We start from the raw sequence: 18,000 nt of genomic DNA, 5'->3' as shown, positions 1-18,000 counted from the left end.
GGCACACCGTCGGCTCGGCACGCAGGCGGTCTCGCACAGCGCCGGCCACCTCGCGCAGCGCCTCCTCGCCGGCCGCCGAGACCGGCAGCAGCACGGCTCGGTCGCGCTGGTCTCGCCGCGGCGGGGCAGGCGGCTCCTCGAGGATCACGTGCGCGTTCGTCCCGCCGACGCCGAGGGCGCTCACCCCGGCACGGCGCGGCCGGGCCGTCCACTCGCGACGCTCGGTGCCGAGCACGAACGGGCTGCCGTCGAGCCGCAGCGCCGGGTTCGGCCGGGAGAGGTGCACGGTGGGCACGAGCTCGCCGTGCCGCAGCATCAGCACCACCTTGATCAGGCCGGCCATCCCGGCGCAGCTGTCCAGGTGCCCGATGTTCGGCTTCACCGACCCGAGCGTGCAGAAGCCCGCGCGACCGGTCTCGGCCGCGTACGCGTCGCGAAGCGCTTCGAACTCCACCGGGTCACCGAGCTCCGTGCCGGTGCCGTGGGCCTCGACGTAGGAGATGGTCTCGGCCGGCACGGCGGCGCGGCGCAGCGCGCGGCGCACCACCTCCACCTGGCCGGGCACGCTCGGCGCGGTGAACCCGACCTTGCCGGTCCCGTCGTTGTTCACCGCCGAACCGAGGATCACCGCGTGGATCGTGTCGCCGTCGGCCAACGCCGCCTCCAGCGGCTTCAGCAGGACGGCGGCGACCCCGTTGCCGCCGACCGTGCCGTCGGCGTCCACGTCGAAGGCACGGCAGCGGCCGGTCGGCGACAGGATCGAGCCCTCGTGGAACCGGTAGCCGGCCTCCTGCGGCAGCCGCACCGCGGCCGCACCGGCCAGCGCGAGGTCGGCATCGCCGGCCAGGACCGCTTGCGTAGCAAGGTGAACGGCGACCAGCGATGTCGAGCACGCGGTCTGCACCCCGATCGCCGGGCCGGTCAGCCCCAGCCGGTAGGCGACCCGGGAGGCCAGGAAGTCGGGCCGGCTGCCGATCGTCGCCTGCATCGCCGCGGCGCCGTCGCCGACGCGGCCCGACCCCGGCGGGTCCTGGTGTCCGTACAGGTTCATGCCCGCGCCGGCGAACACGCCGATCCGCCTGCCCGGGCCGGCATACCCGCCGTGCTCGAGCGCGTGGTGACAGCACTCGAGGAACAACCGGTGCGCCGGATCGGTCAGTTCCGCCTCGCGCGGGCTGATGCCGAAGAACTCCGCGTCGAACGCGGTCACGTCCTCGATCGGCCCGACGACCGGGCGGAACGACGGATCGCCGGAGATCCGCCCGGGTACGCCGGCGGCGGCCACCTCGGCCGGGGAAAACCGCCGCACGCTGTCCACCCCGCCGCGGAGGTTGGCCCAGAACTCCTCCGGGCCACGCGCGCCCGGGAAGCGAAGTGCGAGGCCGATGACCGCGACCCGCCCGCCGTACGCCGGCGTGGCGCCGACATCGGGCGTGGCGTCCGGCTCGGCCGCGAGATGGTCGGCGAACGCGGTGACGGTCGGGTACCGGAACAGCGCCGTCCGCGGAATCTCCTGGCCCAGCTCGCGCTCGAGCAGCCCCCGCACGCGCATCAGCGCCACCGATGTCATGCCCAGGTCGTAGAACGGCGTGTCGACGTCCACGTCCCGGCCGAGCACCGAGCCGACGGCCTCCCGCACACGCGCGACGATCGACCCGCCGCGGGTGACGCCGACCGCGACCCGGTCATCGCCACCCCGCTCGGCCCGTGCCCGCTCGCGGAGCACCGCGCGCTGCACCTTTCCGCTGGGAGTCCGGGGGAACTCCCGTTCCGGCACCGCGACGACCCGGCACCCGGACAGGCTCAGCCGCTCGAAGAGCGCCGCGCGAACCTCGCCGCGCAGGCGGTCCGAGTCGGGGTCGTCGGTGGCGACGAAGACGTGCAGCTCCTCACTGCCGGTGCGCTCGTCCGGGACTCCGCACGCGGCGACCCGACCGGTCGCGAGCCCCGGCACGCCGGCCACGATGTCCTCGATCTCGTGGCAGAAGAAGTTGTGTCCGTTGAGGATGATCACGTCCTTGGCGCGGCCGGTGATCACCACCTCGCCGCCGGACAGGAACGCGAGGTCGCCCGAGTCGAGCCAGGTTCGCCCGGTCCGCTCGTGATCGGGGAAGGCGGCGAGGGTGGCGGCCTCGTCGCCCAGGTAGCCCGGCGTCGTCCGGGCCGACCGCACCTGGAGCCGGCCGATCCGGCCCTCCGGAACCAGCTCGCCGTGCTGGTCGACCACCCGGACCGCGGCGCCGTGCGCGGGCCGCCCCACCGGGGTCAGCGTGACGACGTCCCGCTCGGCGGCGTGCTCGTCCGCGTGGACGAGATCGCCGGCCACGCTGGACTTGAGCACCCGGTGCACCCCGGAGCGGTGGAACCGGCCGAGGGTGATCGCGGTCGTGGTCTCGGCCATCCCCCACGCCGGCCGGACACACTCCTCCCGGACACCGAAGCGGGCGGTCGCGTCGAGGAACCGCGTGACGACCGGCAGGGTCACCTGCTCCCCGCCGTTGAGCAGGGTGGACAGTGCGGACAGGTCCCACGACCGGTCGGGGTTCGCGTCGACCGCGTCGGCGACGAGCTGGTAGGCGAAGTTCGGCGCCCAGCTGTGCCGCACGGTGTGTGCGGCCATGAGGTCGAGCCACCGCAAGGGATCGCCGAGAACCAGCTCGGTCGGCGCGTGCACGTTCGTGCAGCCGACGAACACCTCGAGCACGTGGTAGATCAGCAGCGCGCCGCTGTGGTCGAGCGGCAGCCAGTTCAGCGTGGCGTGGTCCGGTCGGATGTCGAAGACCCGCCGGGTGCCGGCGGCGAACTCGGCGAGCCCGCGGTGGGTCAGCTGCACCGCCTTGGGCAGGCCGGTGCTGCCTGAGGAGAGCATGAGCAACGCGACGTCGTCCGGGTCCGGCGTGTGCAGGTCGTCGGCGGGCTGCTCGGCGGACCAGGCGTCGACGGCGACGACCGCGGCAGGACGGTCCGTCCCGAACCCATCGGCGACCAGGCGCAGCCGATCCGCCGCGTCGGGTTCGGTCAGCACGAGCGGCCCGCCGAGCAGCCGGCACACGTGTCGCAGGCGGTCCACCGCCGCGGCAGTCGGGTCGGCGGGCAGCGGATCCGCGATCGCCACCGGACGCAGGCCGCCGAGCAGGCAGGCCCAGAACGCCGGGAAGAAGTCCGGCAGTGGCAGGCCGTGCAGCAGGACGGCATCCCCGGCGCGCCGACCTTGCGCGCGCATGCCGGAGAGCAGCCGCCTGGCGCGCGACAGCAGCTCGGGATAGCTGGTCCGGACGGGGGCCGCCGGGTTCGTCACCGTCACCACGGCGCTGCCGGGGTGCTGCGCGGCGGCGCGGAGCAGAGCCGCACAGGCGTCCGGCGGATCGGTCGGGTCGAGGTCGAGCGGCGGCCCTTCGGAGATCGCCATCGGCGTGCTCTGCATCGGTTTTCCCTATCTCGCCTCGGGTTCGGAGGTGCGCGGCGGACCGTGCCGCCGCGACCGCGCCGCCGCGAGCAGCCCGACGGCTCCGAGCGCGGCGACGCCGTGGAACATCGCGACGACCGCCTGCGTGGGCAGCGCCTCCAGCAGCGCGGAGCTCGCCACCATGCCGGTCGCGAACCCGGCTGTCTCGGTTGTGGCGGACAGACCGAACAACCTGGCGCGCTGCTCGTCGGGCAGCGCCTGCAGCCGGGAGGTGTACACGATCTCGGTGAACCCGTCGGCCAGCCCGGCCACGAGGGCGACGGCGATCAGCGCGGGGCCGGCCGGCACGACGAACACCAGCACGAAGCACGCCGACATCAGGCAGGTGCCGAGCGCGAACGCCCGCTCCCCCGGTTCCCGCCCGGCGGCCCAGCGCCGGACCAGCTGGTGGGCGAGCAGGCTGCCCACCGCCCAGGACGCCCAGAACTGGCTCATCACGAACGCCGGATCGGCGGGGTCGAGCTCGGTCGCGTAGAGCGGCATGGCCACGTTGTGCGAGGCGGACCCGAACGCGTCACCGCCACGCACGCACACCATCGCCAGCACGACCGGACCCGCCAGCGCGAGCAGCGAGCCCCGCACCGGGGTGGCCGTAGCGCCGTCCCGGTCGTCGGCGCATGCCTTGGTGGGCAGGCGGAGCAGGACGAGCGAGGCCGCGGAGACCAGGAAAGACGCCGCGTTGATGAGGAACGCGGCCGGGAACCCGCCCACGGCCACGATCAGGCCGGCCGAACCGAACCCGAGCACGGTGCCGACCGCGCGCCCGCTCACCAACAGCCCGTTGGCCCGCGTGCGCTGGTCCTGCCCGACCATCTCCGGCACGCTGCTGCGCAGCGCGACCGTGAACAGGGTGTTCCCGGCGCCCAGCACCACGGCCGCCGCGACCAGCACGGACGTGTGCCGCGGCCCGGCGGCGAGCAGCACCATCGCGAGCGCCTGCGCGACATCGGTGCCGATCATCAGGTGCCTGCGGTCGAACCGGTTCACCAGCCGGCCGGCTCGCATTCCGGCGAGGAAGCCGGCCGCGAGCCGAAGGGCCATCACGATGCCGACGCCGAGCGGGCCACCGGTGACATGCAAGGTGTACAGGCTGAGCGCGACGAGATTGAGGTAGTTCCCGTACGCCGAGCAGGAATAGCCGAATATCAACAGCAGGAATCTACGCGGAACTCTCGGTGCGGAAAGCCGGCCAGGTACCGGGGCAACCAAGAGATCTCCCAGCGGAATTCAGGCATAATCCAAAGGGAACTTGTCAGGATATTTCCGACATTCATACCGCCTATCGGCGTAACCGGGTAGGGCGTTCGACCGACCGGGACGGAGACCGGGTGCTCCCGGTCCTGAACCGCGTCCGCCTGCTCCTGCCGCAGAGCGAAGACGGAGATTTCCGCGTAATGTCGCTTCTTGTCGAGGACTGTCACCGGTACGTTGCGGTTAGTGACAACCTCACCGGAGCTCCACTCGCGCTCACACGCTGGGGAAGCGCCAAGGGGACAAGGAGACCGACCATGCGAGCACCACGGATCGTTGCCGCTGCCATGGCAGTCGGCTTGGTCGCGACGGCGTGCGGTGCCGACACGAGCGCGTCGGAGCCGTTCGCCGACTGCGCGGCCCCCAAGCGTCACCTCACCATCGCCACCGGCAACTCGGGCGGCGTCTACTACACGCTCGGCGGCGGGATGGCCGAGCTGATCAACGAGAACACGCCGCTCGGGGCGTCCACCACGGAGACCGGCGGATCCGTGGACAACATCCAGCAGCTGATGGCCGGGGATATCGACGTGGCGTTCTCGCTCGTCGACTCCGCGGAGGACGCGAAGAACGGGACCGGCAGCTTCGAGGGCCAGAAGGCGGACATCTCCGCGCTGGCCCGGATCCACTCGAACTACACGCACGTCGTGGTGCGCGAGGACAGCGGCATCTCCACGATCGAGGACATGAAGGGGAAGAAGATCTCGACCGGGGCGGCGAAGTCGGGCACCGAGGTGATCGCGTACCGCCTGCTCGAGGCGGCTGGGCTCCAGCCGGATCGGGACATCTCGGCACAGCAGCTGTCGCTGGAGGAAACCGTGGCCGACATCGAGTCGGGTCAGATCGACGGCTTCTTCTGGTCGGGCGGGTTGCCGACCCCGGAGGTCGCCGACCTGATGGCGTCGAGGAAGGACATGAAGTTCGTCGACATCTCGGACCTCGTGACGAAGATGCGACTGCTCAGCTTCGCGTACACTTTGGGCACCCTGCCGGCCGAGACGTACGGCCTGCAAGCCGACGTGCGGTCGATCGTCGTGCCGAACGTGTTGCTGGTGCGCAGCGACTTTCCCGCGAGCAACGCGTGCATGATCGCCAGGCTGATCTTCGAGAACAAGGACCGGATGGTGCGGACGCACGAGGCGGCGAGCGAGCTGGACCGCACGGAGGCGTTGCAGACCGTGCCGATCGAGCTGCATCGCGGGGCGAGGGACGTCCTGCTGGAGACACCCTGACCGGACACCCGCCGGGGCGACTCAGCTGATGGGTGTGGCGCGGCGCGCCACACCCACAGCGTTCAGCCGCAGTGTTCGAACGGGCTGGTGTAGGAGCTGCTGCCGACCGACCCGCCCCACTTCACGCAGACGTTCGGCGCGTGCTTCTTCACCGGGCCGGCGTAGTAGCCGTAGCTGCCCTGGTCGGTCGTCCTCGTGCCGCCCTGTGGTTCGAGGAGAGCCGACACCGCCGTCGCCGTGCCGAGGTTCGTGGACTTGAGCGTCACGACACAGTTGTCACCGCTGCCGGAGTTGTAGAGCAGGTAGACCCGACCACCGGTCAGCGCCGCCGAGTCGACGACGCCGAAGCCGCCGCCGCAGACCTCCTCAGGGGAGTACGGGTTGCCGCCGCAGTTGTTGTTGCTGGTGATGGCCTTCTTCTGCCCGAGCGAGACGGTCACGCCCTGGACCGTGGGGCTGGAGTCGACGGAGCCGCCCGCAGTGATCTGCTCGTAGTGGAGGTGCGGCGCGTAGGGACCGCCGGTGCCGCCGACGGTGCCGATGGCGGTGCCCTGGCTCACCGACATCGAGGCGCCCGGGTTCCGCACCATGGTGGCAAGGTGCGCGTACCGGGTCTTGGTGCCGTCGCCATGGGTGATGACCACGTACCTCCCGTATGCCATGACGCCGACGTCATCGGTCGCCGCGAGAGTGGTGAAGAACCGCGCGGTACCGCCCGCCGTGGCGCGGACCGTCTCGCCGCCGATCGCGTCACCGCCGTGGCTCTGCCAGTCGATCGAGCCCGACGGGCTGTGGCCGGGCGACCAGTTGTTGGCGTAGAAGGTCTTGCCGCAGTTGAACGGACTCTTGTGCGCCGCCTGGGCGCCGACGTCGTCGGCCTGTGCGGAGGCCGCCGCCACGGCTCCGACCACCGTGAGCGCCGCGGTGAGTGCCGCCAGCAGCCCTTTCCTGATCGCCCTCGCTGATGCTGCCATCACGTTCCTCGCTTCTCGTGCAGGGTGCAGGGTCGCCTGGGTGTGCTCAGCCGCGCTTGTACTTCTCCCACCAGGTCAGCGGCACGCGGTACTGCTCCGGGGTGTTGTCCGGGGCGTGGTTGGCCAGCCCGTTCCGGCCGAAGTAGTAGTCGTGGACCTGGTTGCGGGCGGGCCGGGACATGTCCGGGTCGGAGATGCCGTTGGCGTGGATGTGGTAGGCGAACCCGTCACCGGGGGTGCGCAGCCACGCCGCGAACCCGACGGTGCGCAGCGCCCGAATGGTCTGCCACCGCTGGGTGGTGCTCAGACTGCTCACGCTGATGTCGACCACCCCGCCGCCGTCGTGGGTGCCGGCCGAGTCCGGGTCACCACCGGGGTTGTACGAGCCCTGTGTCAGGGTCAGGTTCCAGGAGAACATGCCGTCCGCCGCCCGCAGCATGTCGGCGGTCCTGGTGTTGACCCGCTTGCCGCCGTAGGAGTCGGTACGGGAGCCGGCCGCCACCGGCCGCGTCACGTCGAACCGGCCGGAGCCCAGCTGGGTCAGCGAGGTGCGCCCCGGGACGCCGTTGGCGTCGATGCCTTCGTAACCCAGGCTGCGCTGCCAGGCGGCATACGCGTCGAGCGTCGCGGTCCCGAAGTGGCCGTCGGTCTGGGCCGCGGCGAGCAGCCCCTTGGCCCGCAGGGCCTGCTCCACCGCGAGCACATGCGCCTGCGCGCCAGGCGTGGTGCCCGTGCCCGACTTCGGCGGATCCACCTGGCAGGCCAGCAGGACCTGCTCCATGTCCACCGTGGCCAGCACCTTGGTGGCGGACGTGGCCGCGACGGCCGACGTGCCCACCAACGCCGGCACCGCCAGCGCCGCCCCGGCGGCCAAACCACGAGAGAGCAACCTGCGCCGCGGGTAGCGCCCATCCGGTGCCTGAACCATCAGCTCACTCCGTTCGCCCAGATTTCACGAACACAGTGACAACCCCGCGTACAAATCACGTACATGCCCTTACGATGCTGACTGACCCGATGAGTCCGTGACGTTGCAGGTGGTGCTCGTGTCGGCGGTGGTGTTCGGGGTACTGGGGCCGCTCGAGGTCACCGTCGACGGGCGCGCGGCGGCGGTCGGCGGGCCCAAGCCCCGGGCGATACTCGCCACGCTGTTGTTGCACGTCAACACGGCGGTGTCCGTCGATCTGCTCGCCGAGGTGTTGTGGCCGTCGGGGCCGCCGCGGTCGGCCGTGGCGAACATCCGCACCTACGTCCACGGGCTGCGTCGGCGGCTGGCCGGCTCCGCCGCGGACATCGAGCACCGGTCGTCCGGCTATGTGCTGGTGACCGACCCCGACCTGGTGGACGTGCATCGGTTCGAGGCGGAGGTGTCCCGGGCCGGCGCGGTCGACGACCGGGCCGAGGCGTTGGCGCTGCTGGATCGTGCGTGCTCGCGGTGGCGCGGTGAGCCGCTGGCGGACCTCCCGCACAGTCACATGTGGACGGTCGCCGTCGCCCGGCTCACCGAGCTGCGGCTGTCCGCCGAGGAACACCGCCTGCGGCTGCGGATCGACCTCGGCGAGCCCGGTGACGCCGTGACGGAGCTGCGCGCCCTGCTCGGCGAGCACCCGCTTCGCGAGGACCTGTGGCAGCTGCTGATCCGCGCGCTCATCGCGACCGGGCGGTCGGCCGAGGCACGGCGGACCTACGCGGAGGCCGAGCAGGTCCTGCGCAGCGAGCTGCACGCCGTGCCCGGGCCCGAGCTGCGTCGCCTGGGCGAGCAGCTGCGGGCACCCGCCGATCCGTCGCCGGTCTGCCAGCTCCCGCTGGATCTGCCGGACTTCACCGGCCGCGAGCACCTGGTCGACGAGCTGGTCGAGCTGTTGCGCCGGCGGCGTGCGCGAGGAGTCCCGGCGGTCGTGGTGATCTCCGGTCCGCCCGGGGTCGGGAAGTCGGCCGTCTCGGTACGGGTGGCGCACGCGGTGCGCGCGGAGTTTCCGGACGGTCAGCTGCACGTCGACCTGGCCGGCACGTCGGCGCGGCCGAGGACGGCGACCGAGGTACTGGCCGAGCTGCTGCGCGCGCTCGGGGCGCAGGACTCGGCGATGCCGAGGCAACCGAACGAGCGGGCCGCGCTGCTGCGGTCCCGGCTGGCGAACACCCGAACGTGTGTGGTGTTGGACGACGCCGCGAGCGCGGCGCAGGTGCGCGCGCTGCTGCCCGGTGCGGGCGGCTGCGCCGTCCTCGTCACCAGCCGGGCGATGCTGCCCGACCTCTCCGGCGCGCAGCCGGTCGAGCTGGACGTGCTCGGCGCGGACGAGGGCGCCCGGCTGCTCGCCGGCATCGTCGGCGAGCAGCGCGTCGCCGCCGAGCCGGACAGCGCCGCGGACATCCTGCGGTTCTGCGGTTTCCTGCCGCTCGCTATCCGCGTCGCCGGGACTCGCCTGCGCCACCGGCCGGGCTGGACACTGCGCACGATGGCCGGCCGGCTGCGGGACGAGCACGGACGGCTGGACGAGCTGCGAGTCGGCGACCTGGCCGTGCGGGCGAGCGTGAACCTCAGCTACGACCTGCTCACCCCCGACGCGGCTCGGGCGCTGCGGTGGCTCGGCATGGTGGGGCCGGGGCACTGGCCGGGCTGGGTGGTGGCCGCGTTGCTCGGCCGGCCGAGCGCCGACGACGTGCTGGACCTGTTGGTGGACAGCCACTTGGTGGAACTGGTCGGCTCGGACCTCACCGGCGCGCCCCGCTACCAGCTGCACGACCTGCTGCGCTGCTACGCCGCCGATCTCGCCGAACAGGACCCGACGGCCGATCGCCGCGCGGCCGTGCGCCGGGTGCTGGAGGGCTACCTGTCGCTCGCCGTGTCCGCCGCCGAGTCGATGCCCATCCGCTTCCTCGGGGTGTTCGACGCCGCGGACGGCCGGGCGACGTGGCGCCCGCACCGCGCGGCCGAGGTGGTCGCCGATCCGCTCGCCTGGTTCGAGGCGGAACGCCGCGCGGGTGCCGCGGCCGTGTCGCTCGCCCAGGACTGGGGTCTCGACGACCTCGCGTGGCGGGTCACCGCGGCCTACACGCCGTACTTCGACATGCGCGGCCACCACGACGACTGGCACCGCACGCACCGCGTCGCGCTGGCCGCCGCGCGCCGCGCCGGCGACTCGCACGGCCAGGCGATCGTGCTGCGCAACCTGGGCCAGCTCGCGCTGTACCAGGACGCGTACGACGACGCGTGGACCGCGTTCGACGAGTCGGTTCGGCTCTTCGGACAGGTCGGCGACCGCCGTGGCGCCGGGTTCGCGCTGGCGGGGTTGGGCACGGTGCTGCGGATCCGCGGGGACTACGCGCACGCGCTGGACCGCTGCCACGAGGCGCTGTCGATGTTCGCGGCGGTGCCGGACCCGCACGGCGAGGCCGTCGCCCGGCTGGCCGCCGGTTCCGTCTGGCTGGAGCTGGGTTGCCTGTCCCCCGCACAGCGATGGTTCGCCGACGCGCACGAGCTGTCCGTCGCGATCGGTGACCGCCATCGGGAGGCGCACGCGCTCCGCCGGATCGCGACACTCCACCGGCGGCGTGGCGACCTGCGCGCCGCCCGCGAGCACACCGACCGCGCCGTGGCGATCTTCCGAGAGCTGGACGACGACAACTGTGTCGGCTACGCCAACCACGATCTCGGGTTGCTGTGCCTGGAGGGCGGTGACCTGTCCCGGGCGCGGCCGCTGCTCGACTCGTCGCTGCACCGACACCGCCGTTGCGGTGACCGCCGTTCCGAGGCGGAGGTGGTCGAGGCGCTCGGCAGGCTGCACGAGGCACTCGGCGAGCCGGGACAGGCCGAGCGCCACTTCCGCCGCGCGCGTGACCTCTGGGGCGGCCTGGACATGGTGGACCAGGCCGCCGGACGGGTCGGCGTGGGCTGAGGTCTACAGGACCTTGGAGCCGTACATCTCGCCGAGCGGGTCGGCGAGCAGCTCGAGGCGGGCGCCGTCGGGATCGCGGAAGTAGAGCGACACCTTGCTCTCCAGCAGGTACTCCACCCCCGCGGCGTCGAGCTTGCCGCGCAGGTGCTCCCAGCGCTCCGGCTCGACCGAGATGCACAGATGGTGCAGGCCGCCGAGGACCTCGGCGTAGGGGCCCAGATCGAGGCCCGGCATGTCGAAGAACGCCAGCAGGTTCCCGGCGCCGATGTCGAAGAAGAAGTGGTTCGAGCCGGCGTAGTCACGGTTCTCGAAGATCTCCGTCAGCGGGAACTCGAGCAGGCCTTGGTAGAACTGGATGGTTCGCTCGACGTCCGAGGACAGCAGCGCGACGTGGTGCACGCCCCGGGCGGAGGTGGGAGGTCGTTCGCCGCCCTCCTTGAGGTAGGTCGTCTTGATCTCTTCGCGAGCCTTGTTGATGGCGTCGATGTCGATGGTCATGTTTCCGTGGTCCCTACGTTGTCTCAGATACGGAAGAACCCGCCGAGGAACCGGTTGGCGAGCGAAAGGTCGCCGCGCGCCGTGCCGGCGTTCATCCGACCGTACGCGGTCAGCACGAGACTCGCCGGGTCGAACTCGAGGACCGCGGGCAGGCCGTCGACCGGCCCCGGCTCGATCGCGACACCGTCGGGGCCCAAGGTCACCTTGTGCTCACCCGCGTTGGCCCCGGACGCGACCCGGATGCCCAGCTCCGCCCGCTCGCTGAACACGCCCGCCAGGGCGGTGGACGACCAGACCACGAAGTTCAGCGGGACGAGCAGGTCCGCCGCCTCCGCGGACAGCGCGTGCGGCCGCCCGATCCCCTGGCGGATGTCCCAGCTGTGCACGGCATAGTCGACGACCTGGAAGATCGGGTAGAAGCACGCGGGCAGCGGGCCCATGTAGGTGTGCGGCACCTGCAGGCTCGTCCACTCCTCGTCGGTCAGGCCGTCGAAGATGCCGGCGAGTTTCTCTCGGTCGCTGCGCAGCCGGGCGAGGAGCTCGACCCGGCCGACGTCCCGGAACCGCCGCGCGCCGGCGTCGACGGCGGGAGCCATGTCCACCAGCGGGACGCCGGGGTTCGGCTCCCCGAGACCCCGCGCGGCGTCGAACCCGACGAAGTAGCTCTCGGTGGTGTCGACCAGGTGGCCGACGACGTCCCTGGCCTGCCACGCGCCCGCCGCGGTGGGTGCTTCCCAGGTGGCGGGGTCCTCGACCAGGGCGAACATGCCGTCGGCCTCGGTCTGGATCGCGCGGCGGAGGTTGTCCCTGCTCTCCGGGCTCATGAAGTTCCAGGCATCCATGGATGGCTCCTTGTCCGTATAGCGGACAAATGTTTGCTATGCGGACACGTTAGGCTCGTCGCATGCCTGGCGTCAACGACCCGGCCGGCGCCGTCGAGCGCGGTGACTTCGTCACCGCGCTGCAGCGCGGACTCGACGTGCTGCAGACGTTCTCCCGCGCGAACCCGGTCCTGACGTTGACGAAGGTCGCGGAGCTGACCGGCCTGTCCCGCGGCACCGCACGGCGGCTGCTCCACACGCTGGCGCAGCTCGGCTACGTGCGGCAGGACGGGCGGGAGTTCCGCCTCACGGCGCGGGTGCTCAACATCGGCTACGCGTACCTGTCCGCCCTCGACCTTGTCGAGCTGTCGCGAGACGAGATGGAGTCGCTGGGGCAGACCACCGGCGAGTCGTGTTCCATCGCCGTGCTCGACGGCACCGACGTGGTCTACGTGGCGCGTGCGCCGAGCACGCGGATCATGAGCACCGCCCTGGGGCTCGGCTCCCGCCTGCCCGCGCACGCGACGTCGTTGGGCCACGTGCTCCTGGCTGGTCTGGTCACCCCAGACCTGGACACCCACCTGGCGGCGGCGCATCTGGAACCGTTCACGTCGCACACGGTGACCGATGGTGCCGCGCTGCGCACGGAGCTCGCGCGGGTGCGGACGCAGGGCTGGGCGCTCATCGACCAGGAGCTCGAGGTCGGTGTGCGATCCATCGCCGCCCCACTGCGAAACCGCACCGGTTGCACCGTCGCGGCGATGAACGTGTCGGCCCCCGCGAGCCGCGTCACGCTGGACACCATGCGCCGCGAGCTCCTGCCACCGCTGCTGGCCGCCGCGGAACGCATCAGCGAGATGCTCGCCAAGCAGATGTGAGCGGTCAGCGGCCGGGTTGGGCCAGGCGGTAGACGGCGCCTGCTTCGTCGTCCGTGACGTAGATCGCGCCGTCCGGGCCGGCGACCGCCGCCACCGGACGGCCCCAGCGAGAACCGTCCGCCGCCTGGAAGCCGCCCACCAACGTCTGCTGCGGGCCGAGCTCACCGTCCCGCCAAGGAAAGAACGACACCTCCGGTGCGCGCGGCGGCGAGGCGTTCCACGAGCCGTGTACGCCCAACAGCGCACCCCGCCCGTATCCGTCCGGCAGGTCACCGTCCACGAAGGACAGTCCAAGCGGGGCGGAGTGACCGCCGAGGGCCTGCTCGACCGGGGGCAGCGCCGCGCAGTCGAGCTGTCGTCCGCCCGGGTTGGTCTCCACGTCGGGCGTGTACGGGACCGTCGACAGGTCCTGTTCGGTGCCCCGGACACCGGGATCGACGTCGGCGTCCGGGTTGCAGTACGGCCAGCCCAGGTTCCGCCCGGGAGTGAGCTTCGCGAGGGGCTCGACCGGGTGGTCCCGCACGTACTCCTCGATCACCTGCCCGCGGGCAGACCCCGACGAGTCGCCGTAGGGGCGGTCGAACGGGTACTGGACGTTGTCCCGGTTGTTCACCGCCGTCCACACCGCCCCGTCGGGCGCCACCGCGAGACCGGTGCCGTTGCGCACGCCCACGGCGAACGGCTCCGGTGCGCCACCACCGGGCGGCACGCGCAGGATCGAGGCCCGTGGCGGGTCCGCCGTGAGGTCGTCGACGGAGATGTTGCCCGTCGAGCCGACCGACACGTACACCGAACCGTCCTGGCCCAGCGCCACGCTCTTCAACGCGTGCGCGTACTTGCCGCCCAGGTCGAGGCTCTTGGCGTCGGGCAACCCGGTGATCACCGGGCGCGGATCCGTCGCCTGCCCGTCCCGGTAGGTGTAGGCGTCGACCCGGTCGCTCTGGGCGATGTAGAGGTCCGAGCCGTCGAACGCGAGCCCGTGCGGCAGGTTCATCCCGGCCAGCAGCTCGGACACCGTCGCACGGCCCTGGCCGTCGGGCACTAGCCGGACCACGGAACCGTCGTCCGGCACAGAGACGATCAACGACCCGTCCGGGGCCCACGCGGCGAGCCGGGCCTCCGGGAGCCGCGTGAACACCGACATCGTCCAGCCGCGCGGCACGAGCGCCTGGCGGGCGATGTTCAGTGGTGCGGCGTTCATCCCCTTCGGTACCTCGACCGTGACGGGAACCAGACCCGCCGGAGCGGGGTCCGACGGCGCGTCGGCCGAACCACGGGGGCCCGACGCGCAGGCCGACGCCAGCAGTGCGACCGCCAACGCCGACGCCGCGAGGCGTCCGGCCACTCGGTACTCCTTCATCGGCACCAACCGTAAGTCACGAGCGGAACGCCGCCCGGCCAGGGTCGAACGCGTCACGTCCGCGTCACGGCGGTCCAGGTGTCGACGAGCCCGGCGCCCTCGGTGAGGATCGAGGAGGCCGCCGAGTCCCCGGCGGGGGCGTTGAAGTCGCCGGTGACGATCACCGGCAGCTCCGGCGGGAACGCGTTGACCCGGTCCCGGATCAGCGCGGCGCCGCGCACCCGGGACGGCTCGGACATGTTGTCGAGGTGCGTGTTGAGCACGGCCAGCTCGAGGCCGGTCCGCCTGTCCTCGAAGCGGACCCACGTGGCCATGCGGATCGTGGTGTTGCCCAACGACCGCGACCCCGGCACGTCCGGGGTGTCCGACAGCCAGAAGTCACCCGACTCCAGCGGGGCGAGGCGACTCGTGTCGAAGAAGACAGGCCGGCGGCGATGTCCAGCAACTGGTGGCGCAGCCCCTCCTGGGTGCCGAGCACGGTCGGCAGCTCGGTGCCCAGCAGCTCGGCCATGATCGGGCGGCGCTTGCGCCACGCGTGCGCCCCGGTCGGCGCCGGCAGGCCCTGCGGCAGGACGAACCCGAGCGCCAGCGCGGAGATCAGCCCCACCGGACGCAGGAATCTACTGTGGACTCGACGTGACACTGGCTCCCCCTCGTCCCGGATGTGCCCGGGATTCGGAGGAGCCAGGTCAGCGGATTGGACCCGTCAGTGGGAGATCACCAGATGGCGTCGGCGTACTCCGGGTGGTCGATGAACGGGTTCCGGTTGTGCTGGAACTGGTCGAAGACCATGTCGTTGCGCGCCTGCTCGCTCGCGTCCGGCGGGTCCGCGGTGTGCCAGGCGAGCAGCACGGACAGCTTGCCCATGAACGGCGCCGAGTCGTTGCCGACCTGGTCGTTCGGCTCGAGGTCGGCGAACCCGTCGTCACCGTCGTAGCGCACGGCCATGTACATGACGCCGCGGGCGATGTCGCCCTTGATCGCGTCGCGCGGCTCGAACGAGTCCTCGTCGACGAAGTTGCCCGGCGCCTCGGGAACCTCCTCGCCGCCCTCGTCGAAGTCGAGGTTGCCGCGGGTGGAGTTGACGCCGACCTCGCACGGCCGCAGGTGGAACAGGTCGGTGCCCGGGCCGGGGCTGGTGCCGAAGTCACCGTGGCTCTGCGCCCACGTGTGCTCGCGGTTCCACTGGTCCTGGCCGCCGCCGTTGTTGTCGGCCGGCATCGTGGTGCCGCTGTAGATCAGCACGACGTTCGCGGCGTTCGCCGGGTCCGCGTCGGTGACCTTCAGCGCCTCCCACACCTCGTCGTAGGTGAGGTGCTCGCCGTTGCCGATGATGCCGTGCAGCGCCGAGTGCAGCTCTGGACCCGTCTTACCCGCCGCCGCGTCGTAGTAGCCGGCCGGGATCTCGGCGGGCGTCGCGCCTACCGGTTGGTCCGCCGACGACGCCAGGGGCGCGATCGCGATGCCGACGGCGGCGAGTGCCGCACCCGCAGCCGTCAGCACGGTTGCCTTGCTCTTCGCACGCATTTGCTGCTCCAGTGGGGACCGGCAACGATCTTCGTTTCGAAAACCCTGACATGCCAACGTGTTCTGCAAACACCCACGAAAGTCGGGTTTGACCCAGGTGGCGGCGGCGCGTTCAATGCCACGAGGTCGTGTCTGGGAAAGGCGAGCTGGAGGCGGAAAGATGGAGCTGAATCGGCGGAACGCATTGCGCATCGGAGCGTTCGGCGCCGTCGCCGCGGCCGGCGCGGTCGGAGTCGGGAGCGCCTGGGCGGCAGACCCGAGACATGGCGGCGGCCATCTGGGCGAACACACCACGCTCGATCGCACGCTGCTGTTGGGCCAGCCGGGCGCCGGTGGCTACCGGCCGATCGTGCCCGGGCCCGGTGAGCCGCACCTGGTGCGTGACGAGCTGCTCCCCGCGAGCCTGCGCACAGCGGCGGGCCAGCACCGGCGCGGCCGGCCGATCCTCGCGTTCGGTCAGCTCACCGACATCCACGCGATGGACGCGCAGTCGCCCGCGCGCGTCGAGTTCCTCGACCGGTACAACGACCCCGACTCTCCGCTCGCCGGCCTGCTGCCGTTCGACTCCGCCTACCGCGGGCACGAGTTCCTGTCCGCGCAGATCAGCGACGCGATGGTGCGTGCGATGAACCAGGTGCGGCGCGGGCCCGCGACCGGGCGGCCGCTGTCGTTCACCATCGCCACCGGCGACAACGTGGACAACGTCCAGTACAACGAGCTGCGCTGGTACATCGACCTGCTCGACGGCCGCCGGGTTCGTCCCGACTCGGGCGACCTGTCCCGCTACGAGGGCGTCGCCGACCAGGACAGCTACGACGTCCGCTACTGGCATCCCGACGGCACGGCATCCGGGAAGCAGGACGACCTGCCGCGCTCGACCTTCGGCTACCCGGTCGTGCCCGGGCTGCTCGACGCGGCCCGCCGCCCGTTCCGCCCGGTCGGCCTCGACACGCCGTGGCTCACCGCGTACGGCAACCACGACGGCCTGATCCAGGGCAACCTCCCGCCAATCCCCGAGCTCGGGCTGCTGGCCACGGGGAACAAGAAGATCGTCGACCTGCCGCCCGGCACCGACGTGGTCCAGCTCGCGTTGCAGCTGCAGGCCCAGGACCCCAGGGGGCTGGCAACGCTGCTCGGCGGCCCGTTCCGCACGGTCACGCCCGACCCGGACCGGCGCTTCGTCACCAGGCTGGAGACCATCAAGGAGCACTTCAGGACGAGCGGCTCGCCGCGGGGGCACGGCTTCGGCCGGCGGAACCTCGCCACCGGGAACGCCTACTACGCCTTCGATCGCGGCGTCGTCCGCGGCATCGTGCTCGACACCGTGAACCAGAACGGCGGCGCCGACGGCTCCCTCGACGCCGAGCAGTTCGCCTGGCTGGAGCGTGAGCTCGTCGCGGGCAGCAGCCGCTACGTCGACGCACAGGGCAACCAGGTGTCCCACCGCTGCCGCGACCGGCTGTTCGTCCTGTTCAGCCACCACTCGCTCGACACGATGACCAACCTGACCGGTGGCGGGCGGGTCGAGCGCTTCGCCATGCTCGCCACGCTGGAGCGCTACAAGAACGTCGTGCTGTGGGTCAACGGACACACCCACCGCAACACGGTCCTCCCGCACCCTGCCCCGGGGGGCGGTGGGTTCTGGGAGGTCAACACCGCCGCGCACATCGACTGGCCGCAACAGTCGCGGGTGCTCGAGATGGTCGACAACCGTGACGGCACGCTGTCGATCTTCGGCACGGTCGTGGACATGGCCGCGCCGGCGTCGAACGGCGGCCGGCTCGACAGCCCGGCGGCGCTCGCGTCACTGGCGAGGGAACTGTCGGGCAACGACTGGCAGTCCCGCGCCCGGCCGGTACCGGGCGAGGACGGCCGGCGCGGCAAGGTCGAGGACCGCAACGTCGAGCTGCTCGTGCCCGCGCCGTTCCGTGTCACATCGGGCGCCGAGCCCGCCGCGGTGGGCGCGGCCGGCTAGCTGTACTGATCGGTGAGGTTGGTGCATCGGCTGATGGGCGGTGCACCGAGTGCGGTGTGTTGGCGGTGATGGTTGTAGTGGTGTAGCCAGGGTGTCAACGCTGTGCGTCGGGTTTGTTCTGA

13 protein-coding genes are annotated in these 18,000 nt (G+C 71.8%); 4 read left to right on the top strand and 9 right to left on the bottom strand.

What is annotated here, in order from left to right; genetic code table 11:
• Both ACRDSK_RS21220 and ACRDSK_RS21215 read right to left on the bottom strand, forming a co-directional pair.
• Window positions 1-3,424: beta-ketoacyl synthase N-terminal-like domain-containing protein (locus ACRDSK_RS21220; RefSeq protein ID WP_431442963.1), on the bottom strand; the 3,424-nt coding region annotated here is incomplete at its 3' end.
• 9 nt (window positions 3,425-3,433) lie between these two features.
• On the bottom strand, window positions 3,434-4,615 hold the full coding sequence (locus ACRDSK_RS21215; protein ID WP_431442962.1) for an MFS transporter: 1,182 nt from the start codon (window positions 4,613-4,615) through the stop codon (window positions 3,434-3,436).
• Window positions 4,616-4,974: 359 nt separating this feature from the next.
• Here ACRDSK_RS21215 and ACRDSK_RS21210 point away from each other — a divergent pair, with 359 nt between their 5' ends.
• On the top strand, window positions 4,975-5,949 hold the full coding sequence (locus ACRDSK_RS21210) for a TAXI family TRAP transporter solute-binding subunit (protein WP_431442961.1): 975 nt from the start codon (window positions 4,975-4,977) through the stop codon (window positions 5,947-5,949).
• A 62-nt stretch (window positions 5,950-6,011) separates the two neighbouring features.
• Here ACRDSK_RS21210 and ACRDSK_RS21205 read toward each other — a convergent pair whose 3' ends face one another.
• Both ACRDSK_RS21205 and ACRDSK_RS21200 read right to left on the bottom strand, forming a co-directional pair.
• Window positions 6,012-6,923 (bottom strand): M23 family metallopeptidase, encoded by a 912-nt coding sequence (locus ACRDSK_RS21205; protein ID WP_431442960.1) that lies wholly within the window; start codon window positions 6,921-6,923, stop codon window positions 6,012-6,014.
• Between the two features lie 46 nt (window positions 6,924-6,969).
• Window positions 6,970-7,851: a peptidoglycan-binding protein gene (locus ACRDSK_RS21200; protein WP_431442959.1), complete on the bottom strand. Its 882-nt coding sequence runs from the start codon at window positions 7,849-7,851 to the stop codon at window positions 6,970-6,972.
• Between the two features lie 97 nt (window positions 7,852-7,948).
• Between ACRDSK_RS21200 and ACRDSK_RS21195 the strand changes: the two genes are divergently transcribed.
• Complete coding sequence (locus tag ACRDSK_RS21195; protein WP_431442958.1) at window positions 7,949-10,819, top strand: BTAD domain-containing putative transcriptional regulator; 2,871 nt, start codon at window positions 7,949-7,951, stop codon at window positions 10,817-10,819.
• A gap of 3 nt (window positions 10,820-10,822) precedes the next feature.
• Here the strand turns inward: ACRDSK_RS21195 and ACRDSK_RS21190 are convergent, their stop codons facing one another.
• Window positions 10,823-11,317 carry a VOC family protein gene (locus ACRDSK_RS21190; RefSeq protein WP_431442957.1) on the bottom strand — a complete coding sequence of 165 codons (495 nt, stop codon included), beginning with the start codon at window positions 11,315-11,317 and terminating at the stop codon, window positions 10,823-10,825.
• Between the two features lie 23 nt (window positions 11,318-11,340).
• Window positions 11,341-12,159: a maleylpyruvate isomerase family mycothiol-dependent enzyme gene (locus tag ACRDSK_RS21185; protein ID WP_431442956.1), complete on the bottom strand. Its 819-nt coding sequence runs from the start codon at window positions 12,157-12,159 to the stop codon at window positions 11,341-11,343.
• Between the two features lie 62 nt (window positions 12,160-12,221).
• Between ACRDSK_RS21185 and ACRDSK_RS21180 the strand changes: the two genes are divergently transcribed.
• On the top strand, window positions 12,222-13,016 hold the full coding sequence (locus ACRDSK_RS21180) for an IclR family transcriptional regulator domain-containing protein (protein WP_431442955.1): 795 nt from the start codon (window positions 12,222-12,224) through the stop codon (window positions 13,014-13,016).
• Between the two features lie 4 nt (window positions 13,017-13,020).
• Here ACRDSK_RS21180 and ACRDSK_RS21175 read toward each other — a convergent pair whose 3' ends face one another.
• From ACRDSK_RS21175 to ACRDSK_RS21165, 3 genes are all read right to left on the bottom strand, one after another.
• Window positions 13,021-14,376 carry a PQQ-dependent sugar dehydrogenase gene (locus ACRDSK_RS21175; RefSeq protein WP_431442954.1) on the bottom strand — a complete coding sequence of 452 codons (1,356 nt, stop codon included), beginning with the start codon at window positions 14,374-14,376 and terminating at the stop codon, window positions 13,021-13,023.
• Between the two features lie 53 nt (window positions 14,377-14,429).
• Window positions 14,430-14,690 carry a hypothetical protein gene (locus ACRDSK_RS21170; protein ID WP_431442953.1) on the bottom strand — a complete coding sequence of 87 codons (261 nt, stop codon included), beginning with the start codon at window positions 14,688-14,690 and terminating at the stop codon, window positions 14,430-14,432.
• A gap of 403 nt (window positions 14,691-15,093) precedes the next feature.
• Window positions 15,094-15,903: an endonuclease I family protein gene (locus ACRDSK_RS21165; RefSeq protein WP_431442952.1), complete on the bottom strand. Its 810-nt coding sequence runs from the start codon at window positions 15,901-15,903 to the stop codon at window positions 15,094-15,096.
• A 160-nt stretch (window positions 15,904-16,063) separates the two neighbouring features.
• Here ACRDSK_RS21165 and ACRDSK_RS21160 point away from each other — a divergent pair, with 160 nt between their 5' ends.
• Complete coding sequence (locus ACRDSK_RS21160) at window positions 16,064-17,878, top strand: TIGR03767 family metallophosphoesterase (protein WP_431442951.1); 1,815 nt, start codon at window positions 16,064-16,066, stop codon at window positions 17,876-17,878.
• Window positions 17,879-18,000: the final 122 nt, after the last annotated feature.

The organism is Actinophytocola sp., assembly GCF_050699915.1.
Classification (GTDB): Bacteria; Actinomycetota; Actinomycetes; order Mycobacteriales; family Pseudonocardiaceae; genus Actinophytocola.
The sequence above is the reverse complement of the archived record's forward strand: the minus strand, read 5'-3'. Positions and strand labels throughout refer to the sequence as shown.